We start from the raw sequence: 15,476 nt of genomic DNA, 5'->3' as shown, positions 1-15,476 counted from the left end.
CCTCACGCGCCGGCGCTGGCCGTTTCGCGCACGCACGCTACGTTCCCGTCATGCGCGCGCTCCTCGTCGGCCTCATCCTCGCCCTGCCCGTCCCGGCGCTCGCCGACGAATGCGGCGACCTGATCGACAAGGTCGCCAAGGCGACGACGGCGAGTCCCGGCAACCGCAGCGCCGACTTCGCCAACTTCACGGCCGGCGACGGCACCACCCTGACGCTGTCCTGCGGCGGCCCGCAGCTCTCGTCGGTCGGCGCGCAGTTCCGCGGCGACGCCCCGCCCGACGGCTACTACGCCCTGTTCGGCAAGGCCGGCCACGCCGTCACCGGCATCGCGGCCGACGTGATCGAGACGGCGGCCCACAAGGCCCGCGAGGCCGCGAGCCGCCTGCGCCACAGCAACGTCGACGCCGGCGGCGCCCGCATCACCTGCTCCGTCTCGGGCACCGACAAGGGCCCCCTGACGATGTGCGCCGTGATCGAGCACAGCGACCGGAGCTGAGCGCGGAGGGCCGCCTCAATCGGCCGCCTGCTCCAACGTGCGGGCGACCCACTTGTTGAGGCTGATTCCGGCCCGGCGCGCCGACGAGACCAGCGCGCGATGCAGGCCCGGCTCGACGCGCACCACGAACTGCCCGGAAAAGGCCTTCTCCGGCTCTTCCCCGCGCTCGGCGCAGAAGGCTAGGTAATCCTCGACGCTGTCGGCGAGCGCCTGCTTCAGCTCGTCGACGGACCGGCCCTGGAACGTGATCACGTCGCGGAGATCCAAGACCTCGCCGTGAAAAATATCGGCTTCCGCATCGTATTCGACGGAGGCTTCGTAGTTCCGATACTGCATCGTCGTCATGGCGTGACTCCAGCCTCGATCAGGAAGCGTCGCACCGACTTGACCGCGCCCTTGTCCGTCTCCTCCTGCGGATGAGGCCGGTGAAACACCGCCCGCACCCCGTGCAGGGCCACCCGGATCCGCGACCCGCGGCCTTCCGTGATCTCCGCGCCGCACGCGCTCATCAGGGACTCAATGTCGGACCAGACGACACCCGAGCGCACGGGGTCGGCGAAGATCGCCGCCAGCGTCGTCCGATGCCGTCCGCCGAGCTTCATATGATATCAGCAGCCAGTATCACAAGACGTGCCTTCGCGGTGCGGTCGACGACCCGCACCTCGTTGCCTCCCGCCCTCAGAGCGGGATGTTGTCGTGCTTCTTCCAGGGCTGCTCCATCTCCTTGGTGCGCAGCATGCCCAGCGCCCGCGCGATGCGCTTGCGGGTGGAATGCGGCATGATCACCTCGTCGATGTAGCCGCGCTCGGCCGCCACGAACGGCGACAGGAAGCGGTCCTCGTACTCGCCGGTGCGCGCGGCGATCTTGTCGGTGTCGCCGAGCTCGCTGCGGAAGATGATCTCGACGGCGCCCTTGGCGCCCATCACCGCAATCTGCGCGGTCGGCCAGGCGTAGTTCAGGTCGGCGCCGACATGCTTGGAGGCCATCACGTCGTAGGCGCCGCCGAAGGCCTTTCGCGTGATGATCGTCACCAGCGGCACCGTCGCCTGGGAGTAGGCGAACAGCAGCTTGGCGCCGTGCTTGATCAGGCCGCCGTATTCCTGCGCGGTGCCCGGCAGGAAGCCCGGAACGTCGACGAAGGTCACGATCGGGATCGAGAAGGCGTCGCAGAAGCGCACGAAGCGGGCGGCCTTGCGCGAGGCGTCCGAGTCGAGGACGCCCGCCAGCACCATCGGCTGGTTGGCCACGAACCCGACCGTGCGGCCCTCGATCCGGCCGAAGCCGGTCATGATGTTGCGGGCGTAGGCCGCCTGGATCTCGAAGAAGTCGCCCTCGTCGACGACCCGGCGAATCAGCTCGCCCATGTCGTAGGGCTTGTTCGGGTTGTCCGGGATCAGCGTGTCGAGCGACTTGTCGAGCCGCAGCGGGTCGTCGAAGCTCTCGATCTCCGGCACGCCGTCGATGTTGTTGGCCGGGAGGAAGTCGAGCAGCCGGCGGATCTGCAGGATCGCCTCGACGTCGTTCTCGAACGCGCCGTCGGCGATCGACGACTTCGTGGTGTGGACCTTGGCCCCGCCGAGCTCTTCCGCGGTGACGACCTCGTTGGTGACGGTCTTCACCACGTCGGGACCCGTGACGAACATGTAGCTCGTGTCGCGGACCATAAAGATGAAGTCGGTCATCGCCGGCGAGTAGACGTCGCCGCCCGCGCACGGCCCCATGATCACCGAGATCTGCGGGATGACGCCGGACGCCGCGACGTTGCGCCGGAACACCTCGCCGTAGCCGCCGAGCGCCGCCACGCCCTCCTGGATGCGCGCGCCGCCGGCATCGAAGATGCCGATGATCGGGGCGCGCATCTTCAGGGCCATGTCCTGGACCTTGATGATCTTCTGCGCGTGCGTCTCGGAGAGCGAGCCGCCGAACACGGTGAAGTCCTTCGAGAACAGGAACACGGTCCGGCCGTTGACCGTGCCCCAGCCGGTGACGACGCCGTCGCCGGGGATCTTCTGCTTCTCCATCCCGAAATCGGTCGAGCGGTGCTGCACGAACATGTCGAACTCCTCGAACGACCCGTGGTCGAGCAGGAGCTCGATGCGCTCGCGCGCCGTGAGCTTGCCGCGCTTGTGCTGGGCGTCGACCCGCTTCTCGCCGCCGCCGAGGCGGGCGAGCGACCGGCGCTCCTCGAGCTTTTCCAGAATGTCCTTCATGGGTCGAGCGGTCCTGCCTCGGGCGTCGGAAGAGTCTTGTCTTGCCTAAGCTGGCCGAGGAGGCCGGCCCGCTCAAGCTTCGAAGCGCCTTAGCACGCGGTTCCGCGCCGGGGAATTGAACCTGATTTGGCGAGGCGACAAGGCGAATTTTCCGGTGCGCGACCGCTCCGGCAAAGCCTGGCCCGCCACCTCGCCGGGCGCGCCAGCGCGACCACTTCGCTCAGCGCGCGAGCGCCGCCACCTCGGCCGCGGCCAGGAACTCGACCTTGCGCCCGGCGAGCCGGGTCGCGGCATCCTCGTCGGCGCCCCAGACGGCAGCCTGGTAGGTCTCGTCGACATGGGCCGCGTCCCACCCCTCCTCCGCGGTGAGGCGGCCGGCGAGCACCGCCAGCGCGATCAGCAGAGAGCCGGTCAAGGTCGTCAGGGTGTGGAAGGCGGCGAGCCGGAACGGGTCGTCGATCGCCGACACCGCCCGGCGCAGGGCCGCGACCGAATCCTCCGGCTGCGTGACGTGCATCACGCCCTCGCTCAGGATCAGCCGGGCGCCCAGCGCCTCGCGCGCCCACGCGACGATCGGGTCCCAGGCTTCGGCTTGCGCCGCGACCAGGCGCTCGGGCGAGCCGGCGCGATAGGCGACGAGGTCGGTGCTGGCGTAGGGCCACAGATCCTCGGCCACCGCCGCCATGCGCGGGGCGACGCCGTCGATCGCGGTGTTGATCAGCCGCGTGAACGGCATCCCGGCCGGGTCGATGGTCTCGCCCTGGGCCGCCCACTCGGCGGCGAGGCGCTCGGCCAGCGCCAGCGTCGGCGCCGCCAGCGGGTTGCGCGCCGGCGTGTTGGCCGGGCGTCCGTCCAGCGTCAGGCGGAAGCCGCCCGCGCCCTCCGCGAACCCGGTCTCCTTGTAGAAGCGCTTCGGCAGCACCGGCTTGCCGTGGTCGCGCACCGCCCGCATCGGGTCGGGGCGCGGGGTGTCGGAGGGCTGGCCCAGCCAGTCTTGCGTGACGTCGTCGCTCATGGCTTCGGAGATAGGCGATCGGGTGCGGTTTCGCGAGCCCGATCAGCCGCCGGACCCGTCCCGGAACAGGTCGCCGAGGGCCGAGGCCGTGTCCACGACGGTCACGGCGCCGGCGCCGAACAGGGCGCCGGCGGGATGATAGCCCCAGGCGACGCCGATGGCCGCGGCGCCCGCCGCCACCGCCATCGCCATGTCGTAGCTGGTGTCCCCGACCATCACGGTCGCCGACGGGCCGACGCCCGCCTCCGCCATCGCCTGGAGCAGCATCGCGGGATCGGGCTTTGAGGGCGCGTCGTCGGCGGTCTGGGTGGTGGCGAACCACCCTTCCCAGCCGTTGAAGGCGACGAGGTGGTCGACGCCGCGCCGCGACTTGCCGGTGGCGATGCCGAGCCGCACGTCGTCGCGGGCGTGCAGCCGCGCGATCAGCTCGCCCATGCCGGGAAACAGCGGCTCCTCGTAGTCCGGGTCGAGCCGGAGGGCGTTGAACGCACGCTTGTAGCTCTCGGACAGCTCGGCGACCGGGCCGTCGTCCCCGACGAGGCGCCGGAACGCCTGCGGCAGCGAGAGGCCGACCACGGAGAGCGATTCGGCGCGGCTCGGCGCCGGAAGCCCATTCTCGGCGAACGCCGTGCCCTGCGCGGCGACGATCAGGTGCTGGCTGTCGACCAAGGTGCCGTCGACGTCGAAGACGACGAGCTTCACGTGCCGGGACGGCAGGGCCGCCTCACGGCCTGCGCTCCGCGGGAGCCGGCGCCGATGGCGTCGGCGGGGCCGACGCGGGCGCCGACGCGGGAGCCGGTGCGGCCGTCGGGGCCGCCTGCTGCTGCGCCGCCGACGGGGTGCGCGGCCGCTCGTAGCCGAGCTTGCACCGGATCAGGAATCGGCGCCGCCTGCCGCCGTGGAGCGCGCGCGCATGCGAGGCGCGGTTGCACGCGGCGTACGAACGCCGCCGCTTGTCGCCGCTGCGGGCGCTGGGCGGCCCCGCGCGGCCCAGCGACGGCTGCGCCTGCGCGCTCGGGGGCGCCGCGGGCGCGGCCGTCGCCAGCGTCTCGGGGCCGAGCAGGCCGAGGGCGGCGAGGCAGGCCAGCGTCGTGAGCTTCATGTCGATCAGGTCTCACCACGAGGGTCGATGTCGGCCGGGTGCCCAGGGCGGATGGCCGCCGGCCCGGTGCCCTTCGAGGATATGAGCCTCGCGGGGCGGTTGCCAACCCTCGCGGCCCGCGCGGTGCACGACGGCCGGTCGCCGCCGCGATCACGAACGCTTGGCCTCACGCCTCCGGCGCGTCGACGATCGGGTCGTAGCGCGCGGCATCGAAACCGAGCAGGTTCCAGCTCTGGGCCATGTGCGGCGGCAGCGGCGCGCTCACGTCGATCGGCTTGCCGGTGCGCGGATGCGGGATCACGATCCGGCGGGCGAGCAGGTGGAGCCGGTTCTGGATGCCGCCGGGCAGCGCCCAGTTCTCGACCGAGAAGTATTTCGGGTCGCCGACGATCGGATGCCCGATATGGGCGGCATGCGCCCGCAATTGGTGCGTCCGCCCGGTCACCGGCTTGAACGACAGCCACGACACCTTCTGCGCCGCCTGGTCGACGGTGGCGTAGTAGGTCAGCGCGTGGGTGGCGCCCTCCTCGCCGTGCTGGGCGATCCGCATGCGGGCGTCGGCATCGGTCGGCTCCTCCTTGACGAGGTAGGTCGAGACCCGGCCCTGCGGCGTGCGCGGCACGCCGGCGGTGAGCGCCCAGTAGATCTTCCGGGCCGCCCGCGAGCGGAAGCTCTTGGCGAGCGTCGCCGCCGCGACCCGGGTCTTGGCGACGATCAGGCAGCCGGCGGTGTCCTTGTCGAGGCGGTGGACGAGGCGCGGCTTCTGCCCGTGTGGGCCGGCCAGCGCCTCGAGCAGCCCGTCCACGTGCCGGACGGTGCCCGAGCCGCCCTGGACCGCCAGGCCGAACGGCTTGTTCAGCACCATCATGTCCGCGTCCTCGTAGAGGATCAGCGAGCGGATGAACTCGGCGTCGTTCTGGTCCCGCACCGGGTTGCGCGGCCGGTCGGCGGGCTGGTCGAGCTTGAGCGGCGGCACCCGCACCGCCATGCCCGGCTCGAGTCGGTCGTTGGGCTTGGCGCGCTTGCCGTCGACCCGCAGCTCGCCCTTGCGGACGATGCTCTGGACCCGGGCGAAGGGCAGCTGCGGGAACCGCGCGGTGAGGAAGCGGTCGATCCGCATCCCGGCCTCGTCGGTCTCGACGGTCAGCGTCTGCACGCCGGACGCCAGCGTCGCCGAGGCCGCCGCGCGCTGCTGGCGCCGGGTCGGTCCCTCGGCGAGGGGCGCTAGCATCTCGTCGGCCGGCCGCGGACGGGTCGCCCGCGCGATCGCCGGCTTGGTACGGGACGGCTCGGCGCGGGTCTGCTCCGTCGAGGCGTGCTCCTCCAGCGCCGGGCGCCGCGGCGCGCGGGCGGGCCGGGGGGCCGGCTCGGCCCCCTCGACCTCGCCCCAGGGCGACCGTCCGGTCGCGTCGTCGCCGCGAAGCTGCGCAGCGCGCTGTGCCGCGTCCAGCGCCGAGCTGCGCGGACCGGTGCCGGCGCGCTCGGGCCGGCCGAATCCCGGCTTCCCGGGACCGCCGGCGCGGGGGCCGCGGCTCGCGCTCTTGCCGAAGGCGGCCTTTCCGGCCGCGGCTTTGCCGGCCGCGGACTTCGCGGCGGGCGGACGGCCGGAGCCCTTGCCGACGGTCTTGCCTGCGCCCTTGTCCGGACCCCGGCCGGAGCCTTTCCCGGCCGAGCCGCCGCCGCGTGGTGGATTGCCTGTCATGCGAGGGCGTTAGCACCCGCCCGCGGCGGCGACAATTCGCCCTCGCCGCACGGCAGGCCGGCGTCGCGGCTCAGGCCGCCCGGCGGATCGCCTCGATGGTGAGACCGATGCCGACCGAGCCGAAGGTGTCGCCCTCGACGACGCGGGCGCCGGGCAGGCAGGACGTCAGCCCTTGGCGGACATGCGGCAGGCCGGTGGAGCCGCCGGTGAGGAACAGCGAATCGATCCGGTCCGCGCGCAAGCCCGCCTGGGCGAGGCAGCGCCCGACCCGCTCGGAGATCCGCACCGCCAGCGGTTCGGTGTGGGACACGAGGGCCGTCCGGTCGACCGAGGCCGCCAGGCCCGGCTCGACCCAATCGAGATCGACCTCGGAGGCGCCGTCGTTCGAGGCGGCGATCTTGGCGCCCTCGACGGCGATGGCGAGTGAATGCCCGCGCTCCAGCTCGACCACCGTGCGCAGGCGCTCGACGAGGTCCGGACGCGCGCCGTCGCGGATGATCTCGGCGATCTCGCGCAGGGTCTTGGCGTTGTAGAGCCGGTTGATGCTCGACCACGTGGCGAGGTCGTGGAAATAGGCGTTCGGCACCGAGAGCTCGGGGCGCTTCATCGGGCTGCCGAGGCCGAGCAGCGGCATCACCGTGCCGAGGCTGAGGAAGCGGTCGAAGTCGGTGCCGCCGATGCGGACGCCGTCGTTGGCGAGGATGTCGTCGGCCCGCTCCGCCTTGGCATGCCGCTCGGGCGACAGCCGCACGATCGAGAAGTCCGAGGTGCCGCCGCCGATGTCGGCGATCAGCGCGATCTCCTCGCTGCGGACGCTCTGCTCGTGGTCGAGCGCCGCGGCGATCGGCTCGTACTGGAACGAGACGTGGCGGAAGCCGATGCTCTCGGCGATCTCGTGGAGGGTGTCCTCGGCCCGGCGGTCGCCCTCGGCGTCGCCGTCGACGAAGTGGACCGGGCGCCCGTGCACCACCGTGTCGAAGGTCTCGCCGGCCGCGGTCTCGGCCCGCGCCTTCACCGCGGCGAGGTAGCGCCCGATCACGTCGCGGAAGCGCACGCGCTCGCGCCCGACCGGGGTCGTCTCCTCGATCAGGCCGGAGCCCAGCACCGACTTGAGGCTGCGCATCATCCGGCCCGGCGTGCCCTCGACATAGGCCTCGGTCGCCGCCCGGCCGATCACCGCCTCGCGGTTCGGCTCGAAGAAGATCGCGCTCGGGATGGTGACGTGGCGCCCCTCCAGCGGGACGAGGCGCGGACCCGGCGCGGTGCGGTGTCCGAGGGTCGTGTTCGACGTGCCGAAATCGAGGCCGCAGGCCGCCATCGGGTCTTTGTCTTTCGCGAAGGGTCGGGGGGCGGGTGCCCTACAGGCTGACGGGCGCCCGGTCCAGCGTTCACAGCCAGCGCGGCGCGAGGAAGATCGCGAGCGCGGCCAGCAGCCATGCACAAAGCCCGCCGAGGAGGGCGAGGCGATGGTCGCAGAACCCGCCGAGCCACCACGCCACGGCGAGGAAGACGAGGTAGGCGGGAATCGTGCAGACGCCCGCGAGGCAGGTCTCGCGGAAGGCGCCGGCCTCGCCCTTCGCCCCGACCGCGAGCAGCGCGATGATCGCGAAGGTCGGCGCCAGCGGCAGGATGCCGGGCAGGACGTTACCGCGGCGCGAGGCCAGCACGATCGCCATCGTCACGATGCCGCCGGCCACGCCTTTCAGGAGGACGTCCATGCCGGCGCTCATCCCTCCTCGCGCCGCGCTTTCCGAAGCTGCTCCCAGTGGGCGAGCCGGTCGCGGTAGCGGCTCTCCATGCCGCGGTCGGTCGGCGCGTAGAGGTGCTGGCGGCCGAGCCGTTCCGGCCAGTAATCCTGCCCCGAGAACGCCTCCGGCTCGTCGTGGTCGTAGCGGTAGCCCTCGCCGTAGCCGAGCCGTTTCATCAGCTTGGTCGAGCCGTTGAGGATGGTGCGCGGCGGCGGCAGCGAGCCGTGCTCCTTGGCGATGCGGGTCGCGGCCTTGTAGGCCTCGTAGGCGGCGTTCGATTTCGGGGCGCAGGCGAGGTAGATCACCGCCTGCGCCAGGGCGAGCTCGCCCTCGGGGCTGCCGAGGAAGTCGAACGCGTCCTTGGCGGCGGTGGTGATCACCAGCGCCTGCGGGTCGGCGAGCCCGATATCCTCCACCGCCATCCGCACCAGCCGGCGGGCGATGAACAGGCGGTCCTCGCCGCCGTCGAGCATGCGGCAGAGATAGTACAGGGCCGCGTCCGGGTCCGAGCCGCGCACCGTCTTGTGCAGCGCGCTGATCAGGTTGTAGTGGCCCTCCTGCGCCTTGTCGTAGATCGGCGCGCGGCGCTGGACGAGCGTCTGCAGCACCTCCGCGTCGAGGATCTCGTCGGGCTTGGCGGAGCGCCAGACCTCCTCGCACAGGGTCAGCGCCGCGCGCCCGTCGCCGTCGGCCATGCGCACGAGCACGCCGCGCGCCTCCTCGGTGAGCGGCAGCGCCTGGCCCGTCAGGTCCTCCGCCCGCGCGATCAGCTTGGCGATGGCGCCGTCGTCGAGCGCGCGGAACAGCAGGACGCGGGCGCGCGACAGCAGCGCTGCGTTGAGTTCGAAGGACGGGTTCTCGGTGGTCGCCCCCACGAGCGTCACCGTCCCGTCCTCCATCACCGGCAGGAAGGCGTCGAGCTGCGCCCGGTTGAAGCGGTGGATCTCGTCGACGAAGAGCAGCGTCCCCTGCCCCGTCGCCCGGCGCTTGCGCGCGGCCTCGAACACCTTGCGCAGGTCGGGCACGCCGGAGAAGATCGCCGAGATCTGCTCGAAATGCAGGTCGGTCTCGTGCGCGAGCAGGCGCGCCACCGTCGTCTTGCCGGTGCCGGGCGGTCCCCAGAACACCAGCGAGCCGAAGGTCCGCCCGCGCAGCAACCGCGTCAGCGCGCCGTCTGGGCCGGTGAGGTGATCCTGGCCGACGACCTCGGCGAGCGTACCGGGCCGGAGCCGGTCGGCGAGCGGGCGGGGCGCCGACGCATCGAGGCCGGCGGTTGCGAACAGGTCGGGCATGCCGGCATCAACACTCTGCGCCCCTCCCTCGGCAAGGGCCGCCGAACGTCGGGTCGGCCTGATTCGAGCGGCCGGGATCGGCGCCGACGCGGGCGCGTGTGCCCGACGAAGGGCGAAAGGCTCCATTTACCCCCGCGACCGAAGTCTTCGTCCGGCGTCCGCCAAACGAGCCGTGCCGCCTGCCGTCGCCAGGACGCGTGAGACTCCCTTAAGCTCGCCCGTGCTCAGGGTGAGACCGATCGGGGGGACGGTTCATGATCGGAAAACGCGGCAGCTGGGGCGAAGGAGAGCTTTACGAGGTTCTCTGCTTGCTGATGATCGGTGCGTGTTTATGGGTCATCGGAATTCAATTTGAGGTTTTCTCCTGGCTCAATGCTTTCGTCCAGGCGCACCAGCTCTCCAACGAGTTCATGCTCGTGGCGCTGATGGGAATGGCGGTGTTCGTCGCCAGCCTGCGGAAGTCCCTGCTGCTGCGGGTGGCGATGCGCGAGCGCGACATCACCGCCGCCGAGGCCGAGGCGGTGGCACGCCACGACGTCCTGACCGGGCTCGCCAACCGCCGCCTGTTCCTGGAGACGCTGGAGCGCCGCAGGGCGGCCGCGACCCTGGTCCCGACCCAGGCGGTGCTCCTGGTCGACCTCGACCGCTTCAAGCCGGTCAACGACATCTACGGGCACGCGGCCGGCAACGCCGTGCTGTGCGCCGTCGCCGAGCGCCTGTCCGCCCTGACGCCCGACGCCGGCCTTGCGGCCCGGCTCGGCGGCGACGAGTTCGCCCTGCTCGTGCCGCTCGACGGCGGCAGCGACGGCCTGACCCGGCTCGCGCAAGGGTTGATCGCGGCGATCGCGGCGCCGATCCAGTGGCAGGGCAACGAGCTGAAGGTCGGCGCGACCATCGGCATCGCCCTGATCTCGGCCGACCAGGCGGATGCCGACGTGGTTCTGCATGCCGCCGACCTCGCGATGTACCAGGGCAAGAAGGACGGCCGCGGCGTGTTCCGCGTGTTCAAGAGCGCGATGGACATCGAGCTCAAGGCGCGGGCCCAGCTCGAGAGCGAGCTTCGCGAGGCGATCGCGAGCGGCGCGATCGAGCCGTACTACCAGCCGGTGGTGACGCTGCCGGAGAAGACGCTGGTCGGCGTCGAGGTGCTGGCCCGCTGGCGGCACCCGGTCCGCGGGCTGCTCGCGCCGGCCTGCTTCATCGGGATCGCGGAGGAGACCGGCCTCATCGCCGAGCTCAGCATGAAGCTCCTGCGCCAGGCCTGCCTCGACGCCCGGGACTGGCCGCCCCATTTCCAGCTCGCGGTGAACATCGCGCCGCAGCAGTTCCAGGACCGCTGGCTGTGCGAGCGCATCCTCGCGATCCTGACCGAGACCGGCTTCTCCCCGAGCCGCCTCGAGGTCGAGATCACCGAGACGGCCCTGGTGCAGGACCTGGAGGCGGCCCGCACGACCCTGACCTCGCTGCAGAACCTCGGCGTGCGCATCGCCCTCGACGACTTCGGGACCGGCTATTCCAGCCTGTACCACCTGCGCGAGCTCAAGTTCGACAAGCTGAAGATCGACCGCACCTACGTCGACACCATCACCATGAGCGCCGAGCGGGCCAAGCTCGTCGACGCGATCATCAAGCTCGGCGCCAGCCTCGGGCTGGTCACCACCGCCGAGGGGATCGAGACCGATGCTAGCGTCGACTGGCTTTCCGACCAGGGCTGCGACTACGGCCAGGGCTACCTGTTCGGCGCCCCGATGCCGAAGGACGCGATCACCGCGCTGATCGGCAAGCCGCTCGAGGAGATCCAGGCCACCGCCATCGCGTTCCAGGCGGCCTGAGGCCGGGGTCGCGGCCGGGCCGGTGCGGCCTCAGCCGCCGAACATCGAGGTCAGCACCTCGCCGTTGCGGTTGATCGCGATCTCCCAGGCGCTCTGCACGGTGCGGGTGGCGCGCTCGACGTCCTTCGTCGTCGAGACCGGCTGCCCGTTGATCGAGACCAGCATGTCGCCCTTCTGCAGGCCGGCGCGCGCCGCGATCGAATTCTCGTCGACCGCCTGCACCGCGACCCCGTCGACGGGGAAGTCCGTCAGCATCTCCTCGGCGACGGCCGGCGAGGTGTTGATCAGCGTGGCGCCGAAGAACGGCGAGCGCGTGCGGACCTTCAGCACGTCGCGCGGCCGCGTCTCGGGCGCCGGCGTCAGCTTGACCGGGAGCGTGCTGCGGCTGGTGCCGCGCAGGATGCCGAACTTGGTCTGGCCGGTGATGCCCTTGAGCGCGAAGCGGTAGCCGAAGGCTTCCGGGTCGTCGACGCTCAAGCCGTCGACCGTCAGGATCAGGTCGCCGCGCTTCAGCCCCGCCTCGTCCGCCGGGCTCTTGGCCTGCAGGCTCGCCACCAGCACGCCGGTCGGATGGTCGAGGCCCATGCTCTCGGCGATGTCCGGCGTCACGCTCTGCACCCGCGCGCCGAGCCAGGGCCGCCGCACGGTGGTGGCGCCGTTCTTGGCGGTCTCGACCACCGCCTTGACCATGCTAGCGGGGATCGCGAAGCCGATGCCGTGGCTGCCGCCCGACTGCGAGTAGATCGCGGTGTTGATCCCCATCAATTGCCCGCGCAGGTCGACCAGCGCCCCGCCGGAATTGCCCGGATTGATCGCGGCGTCGGTCTGGATGAAGAACTGGTAGTCCGACGAGCCGACCTGGGTGCGCGCCAGCGCCGAGACGATGCCCTGCGTCACCGTCTGGCCGACGCCGAACGGGTTGCCGATCGCCATCACGAAGTCGCCGACCTCCAGGCTCTCCGAGTCGCCGAACGGCATCGGGATCAGCCCGCCGGTCGGGTTGGTGATCCGCACCACGGCGAGATCCGTGCGCGGGTCGCGCAGCACGATCGTCGCCTCGAACTCGCGCCGGTCGGCCAGCGAGACGCGGACCTCGTTCATGTTGTCGATGACATGATTGTTGGTGATGATCAGCCCCGACGCGTCGACGATGACGCCGGAGCCGAGGGATTTCTGCGCCCGCTCGCCCGGGGCGCCGCCCTGCCCGCGGCCGCCCTCCGCGCCGAAGAACCGACGCATGAACTCGTCCATGGCGCTGGTGCGGGCGTTGGGCCGCTTGTCGATGTGCGAGGCGTAGACGTTCACCACCGAGGGCGCCGCCCGCTTCACCACGGGGGCGAAGGAGAGCTGCACCTCGCTCTTGCCCGTCGGCGCCGCCTTCTCGGGCATCGCCGACTTCAGCGGCGGCGCATCCGGGGTCTTGACGTCCGGTGTCTTGACGTCCGGTGTCTTGGCCATCTGCGCGGCGGCGGGGCCGGCGGCCAGCATCAGCGCGGCGACCAGGACGATCGGGGTGGACGGGCGAGGCATGCAGGGCTCCGGGCGCTCGGGGTCGTCGGGGCGCCGGGCCGCCCGCGGCGGCGCGGGCCGGCCCGGACCGACGGGCGTTTGCGGCCTGTCTATCGCGGCCGAATGCGGCGCGCGAGAGCCCGATCCCGGGCTCGCGCACGCACGCGTTCAGCCCTTCAGGAACGCCAGCAGGTCGGCGTTCAACCGTTCGGCATGGGTGAACGGCACCGCGTGCGGGGCGCCCTCGTAGACGACGAACGCCGCGCCGGGGATCGCGGCGGCGGCCGCCTTTCCCGATACCGCGATCGGCACGGTCTGGTCGTCGTCGCCGTGGATCACCAGCGTCGGCACCGTGAAATGCGCCATGTCGGCCCGGAAGTCGGTGGTGCCGAAGGCGCTCACGCAAGCGGTCGTCGCCTTGGGCGAGGCCAGCATCGCCAGGTTGCCGGCCCAGGTCATCGTCTCCGTCGAGACCGGCGAGTGGAAGACGCCGGCGCCGAAGAAGGTCTTGGCGAAGTTCGCCAGGAAGGCCGGACGGTCCTTCACGAGGCCGTCGATCATGCCCTGAAAGAGGCTGCCGTCGACGCCGTCGGGATTGTTGCCGGTCTTGAGGAGGTAGGGCGTCACCGCGGAGACCAGCACCGCCTTCGCGACGCGCGCGCCGCCGTGCCGGGACATGTAGCGGGCGATCTCGCCGCCGCCCATCGAGAAGCCGACCAGGGCGGCGTCGCGAAGATCGATGTGGTCGAGCACCGCCTTCAGGTCGTCGGCGAAGGTGTCGTAATCGTAGCCGGTCCAAGGCTGGTCCGACCGGCCGAAGCCGCGGCGGTCGTAGGCGACGACCCGGTAGCCCGCCTCGGCGAGCACCGGCATCTGATGTTCCCACATGTCGGCGTCGAGCGGCCAGCCGTGGATCAGCACCACCGGCCGGCCGGTGCCCCAATCTTTGTAGTAGAGCCGTGTGCCGTCCTTTGTCTCGATGAAGGCCATGTCTCGCTCCTGCTCGGATGGTCTTCCGCGGCGACCGCCCGGCCGGCGCGCAAGCCTGTCGCCGAAAGCAAGCCGACGACGCGCCGAACGTTCCGAGGCCGCGTAGAATGCAGAAAGGCCGGAGGGGTCATCCCGCCTCCGGCCTTCCGCATCGCAGGTCTCGTGTCGTCGCGTCCCGGGTCGCCGAGGCGGGTCCTCAGGCGTCCTTCTTCTTCCGGGGCGCGCGGGTCTTCTTGGCGGGCGCCTCGGATTCGGCGGCGGGCGCCTCCTCCTCGGTGACCACCGGCTCGGACGGGGCGGCCTTCGCCACGTTCTTGCGGCGCTGCTGGCCGAGGCCGAGGGCGCGGGCCAGCTCGGAGCGCTGCTCGGAATAGCTCTGCGACGTCATCGGATAGTCGGGCGCCAGGCCCCACTTCGCGCGATACTGCTCGGGCGAGAGGCCGCGCAGGGTCAGGTGCCGGCGCAGGGTCTTGTACTGCTTCCCGTCCTCGAAGCTGATCAGGTAATCCGCCGTGACCGAGCGACGGATTTCCTGCGCGGTCGCCTTCGGCGGCCCGACCTCGGCGACCGGGCCATTTGCACCAGACACGCCGACGATCGCCTCGTGCACATCGCTCAGAAGCTTCGGCAGTTCGGCGCTCTGGACGTGATTGTTGCTGACATAGGCGGAGACGATGTCCGCGGCCAACGTGATGAAGCGGGCCTTGTCGATGTCTGGTTCACTCATGATCTTCGTACCGTCATTCTGACTTCGGGTGATAGTTCGAACCGTAAGCTCAGTTTCGGCACCCGGCAAGATTATTTCGGGGTTTTTGACCGAATCATGAGGAATTCCGGCCTGATCGGCGGTACTCCGGCGCAATGCGCAGATCAAGAACCTCAGCGATGCGGACAAACGTTCGGAAATGTCGGCCGATTCGAACTAAATTGTGCGCAATTCTCCCGCGCGGTCGCACCAATCCATGGTTGTTGGGAAAAAATCCTGATGCCGATCCTGCGGCGATCGCGCGCCGCAACACCTTGCTCGGCGTATCGGTCAGGTGGTTCTAGTACCGATGGACTAGCCGTTTTTCGCTGGTGGGGCGCTGCGCGGTGCGCGGCGCAGCGATCGACCGACGGGCGAAAGCCCGGATGGGCCGTTCCCAGCGAAGGGCAAGTGATTCGCGTTGCGCGATTACCGCGGCGGTCGATCCGCCAAGGGCGGCCGACGGCACGCCGAGGCGCGCTCGGGCGCCGACCGGCATGATCCGAGGTTCGCGCGTCGAATCGACGAGGTTGCCACGCGAGAACGCCGGTGGCCGACGCGACCGTCCTGCGGCGGTTGCCGCGCCGGATCCGTCCTCGACGTCGAACCCGACGGGCGTGCCCCTCCCCGCCCGGGCTCGCCGTCGCCGCCGCGGCACGACGGGATTGTCCCGGAACGGCGTCCAGGGGCGTTGCGAGCCGGTCGTCGCCTACCGTGAGTAGGCGTAGACGGAGGCTGCGGATGCGACGGGGCCTGCGACGGTGGAGAAGACGCTGACGACCTTGGAGACTTCGGTGAAGGGGGCGTTGGAGACGTAGACGAGGTCGCGGTTT

General features: G+C 71.0%; 15 protein-coding genes and 1 pseudogene. 2 read left to right on the top strand and 14 right to left on the bottom strand.

Annotated elements, in window-relative coordinates; genetic code table 11:
* Positions 1-50: 50 nt before the first annotated feature.
* Positions 51-497: an ABC transporter ATPase gene (locus tag FV227_RS17645; RefSeq protein ID WP_147727898.1), complete on the top strand. Its 447-nt coding sequence runs from the start codon at positions 51-53 to the stop codon at positions 495-497.
* A 15-nt stretch (positions 498-512) separates the two neighbouring features.
* Here the strand turns inward: FV227_RS17645 and FV227_RS17640 are convergent, their stop codons facing one another.
* The 10 genes from FV227_RS17640 to FV227_RS17595 all read right to left on the bottom strand — a co-directional run bounded on the left by FV227_RS17640 (position 513) and on the right by FV227_RS17595 (position 9,567).
* Entirely contained in the window at positions 513-842 is a 330-nt protein-coding gene (locus FV227_RS17640; protein ID WP_147727897.1) for a type II toxin-antitoxin system HicB family antitoxin, read from the bottom strand.
* Positions 839-1,099, bottom strand: a complete 261-nt coding sequence (locus FV227_RS17635) for a type II toxin-antitoxin system HicA family toxin (protein ID WP_147727896.1) — start codon at positions 1,097-1,099, stop codon at positions 839-841. The genes FV227_RS17640 and FV227_RS17635 overlap by 4 nt, the downstream gene beginning before the upstream one ends.
* A 76-nt stretch (positions 1,100-1,175) precedes the next feature.
* On the bottom strand, positions 1,176-2,708 hold the full coding sequence (locus tag FV227_RS17630; RefSeq protein WP_147727895.1) for an acyl-CoA carboxylase subunit beta: 1,533 nt from the start codon (positions 2,706-2,708) through the stop codon (positions 1,176-1,178).
* Between the two features lie 220 nt (positions 2,709-2,928).
* Complete coding sequence (locus FV227_RS17625) at positions 2,929-3,723, bottom strand: ATP12 family protein (RefSeq protein WP_147859560.1); 795 nt, start codon at positions 3,721-3,723, stop codon at positions 2,929-2,931.
* 42 nt (positions 3,724-3,765) lie between these two features.
* Positions 3,766-4,425, bottom strand: a complete 660-nt coding sequence (locus FV227_RS17620; protein WP_147729967.1) for an HAD-IA family hydrolase — start codon at positions 4,423-4,425, stop codon at positions 3,766-3,768.
* Positions 4,426-4,447: 22 nt separating this feature from the next.
* A complete protein-coding gene (locus FV227_RS17615; protein ID WP_246686509.1) occupies positions 4,448-4,825 on the bottom strand; it encodes a hypothetical protein in 378 nt (125 codons plus the stop codon).
* A gap of 166 nt (positions 4,826-4,991) precedes the next feature.
* Positions 4,992-6,527, bottom strand: coding sequence for an RluA family pseudouridine synthase (locus tag FV227_RS17610; protein ID WP_246686508.1), 1,536 nt, complete (start codon positions 6,525-6,527; stop codon positions 4,992-4,994).
* A 70-nt stretch (positions 6,528-6,597) separates the two neighbouring features.
* The gene (locus FV227_RS17605) at positions 6,598-7,845 is read right to left on the bottom strand and encodes an Hsp70 family protein (protein WP_147728135.1); all 1,248 of its coding nucleotides are present in this window, start codon (positions 7,843-7,845) and stop codon (positions 6,598-6,600) included.
* Between the two features lie 70 nt (positions 7,846-7,915).
* Positions 7,916-8,245 (bottom strand): GlpM family protein, encoded by a 330-nt coding sequence (locus FV227_RS17600; RefSeq protein ID WP_147728136.1) that lies wholly within the window; start codon positions 8,243-8,245, stop codon positions 7,916-7,918.
* 8 nt (positions 8,246-8,253) lie between these two features.
* Positions 8,254-9,567 carry a replication-associated recombination protein A gene (locus tag FV227_RS17595; protein WP_147728137.1) on the bottom strand — a complete coding sequence of 438 codons (1,314 nt, stop codon included), beginning with the start codon at positions 9,565-9,567 and terminating at the stop codon, positions 8,254-8,256.
* A 314-nt stretch (positions 9,568-9,881) separates the two neighbouring features.
* On the opposite strand from FV227_RS17595, the gene FV227_RS17590 reads away from it, so the two are divergent.
* Positions 9,882-11,399, top strand: a complete 1,518-nt coding sequence (locus FV227_RS17590; protein ID WP_243949541.1) for an EAL domain-containing protein — start codon at positions 9,882-9,884, stop codon at positions 11,397-11,399.
* Between the two features lie 30 nt (positions 11,400-11,429).
* Here FV227_RS17590 and FV227_RS17585 read toward each other — a convergent pair whose 3' ends face one another.
* The 4 genes and pseudogenes from FV227_RS17585 to FV227_RS29925 all read right to left on the bottom strand — a co-directional run.
* Positions 11,430-12,929, bottom strand: a complete 1,500-nt coding sequence (locus FV227_RS17585) for a Do family serine endopeptidase (protein WP_147728139.1) — start codon at positions 12,927-12,929, stop codon at positions 11,430-11,432.
* 147 nt (positions 12,930-13,076) lie between these two features.
* Positions 13,077-13,898 (bottom strand): alpha/beta hydrolase, encoded by an 822-nt coding sequence (locus tag FV227_RS17580; protein ID WP_147729520.1) that lies wholly within the window; start codon positions 13,896-13,898, stop codon positions 13,077-13,079.
* A 196-nt stretch (positions 13,899-14,094) separates the two neighbouring features.
* Complete coding sequence (locus tag FV227_RS17575; protein WP_147729521.1) at positions 14,095-14,625, bottom strand: MucR family transcriptional regulator; 531 nt, start codon at positions 14,623-14,625, stop codon at positions 14,095-14,097.
* A 727-nt stretch (positions 14,626-15,352) separates the two neighbouring features.
* A pseudogene (locus FV227_RS29925) lies at positions 15,353-15,476 on the bottom strand (sugar transporter); the annotation flags it as partial.

It is taken from the genome of Methylobacterium sp. WL119 (genome assembly GCF_008039875.1).
Lineage (GTDB): Bacteria > Pseudomonadota > Alphaproteobacteria > Rhizobiales > Beijerinckiaceae > Methylobacterium.
The sequence above is the reverse complement of the archived record's forward strand: the minus strand, read 5'-3'. Positions and strand labels throughout refer to the sequence as shown.

What these genes read in the sequence shown, in the direction of transcription:
- FV227_RS17605 (WP_147728135.1), bottom strand. Translation starts at nt 7,845, where the DNA reads ATGGCGGCCTGCGGCCTCGATTTCGGCACGTCGAACACGACCCTCGGA.
- FV227_RS17595 (WP_147728137.1), bottom strand. Translation starts at nt 9,567, where the DNA reads ATGCCCGACCTGTTCGCAACCGCCGGCCTCGATGCGTCGGCGCCCCGC.
- FV227_RS17625 (WP_147859560.1), bottom strand. Translation starts at nt 3,723, where the DNA reads ATGAGCGACGACGTCACGCAAGACTGGCTGGGCCAGCCCTCCGACACC.
- FV227_RS17590 (WP_243949541.1), top strand. Translation starts at nt 9,882, where the DNA reads ATGATCGGTGCGTGTTTATGGGTCATCGGAATTCAATTTGAGGTTTTC.
- FV227_RS17600 (WP_147728136.1), bottom strand. Translation starts at nt 8,245, where the DNA reads ATGGACGTCCTCCTGAAAGGCGTGGCCGGCGGCATCGTGACGATGGCG.
- FV227_RS17580 (WP_147729520.1), bottom strand. Translation starts at nt 13,898, where the DNA reads ATGGCCTTCATCGAGACAAAGGACGGCACACGGCTCTACTACAAAGAT.
- FV227_RS17630 (WP_147727895.1), bottom strand. Translation starts at nt 2,708, where the DNA reads ATGAAGGACATTCTGGAAAAGCTCGAGGAGCGCCGGTCGCTCGCCCGC.
- FV227_RS17585 (WP_147728139.1), bottom strand. Translation starts at nt 12,929, where the DNA reads ATGCCTCGCCCGTCCACCCCGATCGTCCTGGTCGCCGCGCTGATGCTG.
- FV227_RS17575 (WP_147729521.1), bottom strand. Translation starts at nt 14,625, where the DNA reads ATGAGTGAACCAGACATCGACAAGGCCCGCTTCATCACGTTGGCCGCG.
- FV227_RS17645 (WP_147727898.1), top strand. Translation starts at nt 51, where the DNA reads ATGCGCGCGCTCCTCGTCGGCCTCATCCTCGCCCTGCCCGTCCCGGCG.
- FV227_RS17640 (WP_147727897.1), bottom strand. Translation starts at nt 842, where the DNA reads ATGACGACGATGCAGTATCGGAACTACGAAGCCTCCGTCGAATACGAT.
- FV227_RS17610 (WP_246686508.1), bottom strand. Translation starts at nt 6,527, where the DNA reads ATGACAGGCAATCCACCACGCGGCGGCGGCTCGGCCGGGAAAGGCTCC.
- FV227_RS17635 (WP_147727896.1), bottom strand. Translation starts at nt 1,099, where the DNA reads ATGAAGCTCGGCGGACGGCATCGGACGACGCTGGCGGCGATCTTCGCC.
- FV227_RS17615 (WP_246686509.1), bottom strand. Translation starts at nt 4,825, where the DNA reads ATGAAGCTCACGACGCTGGCCTGCCTCGCCGCCCTCGGCCTGCTCGGC.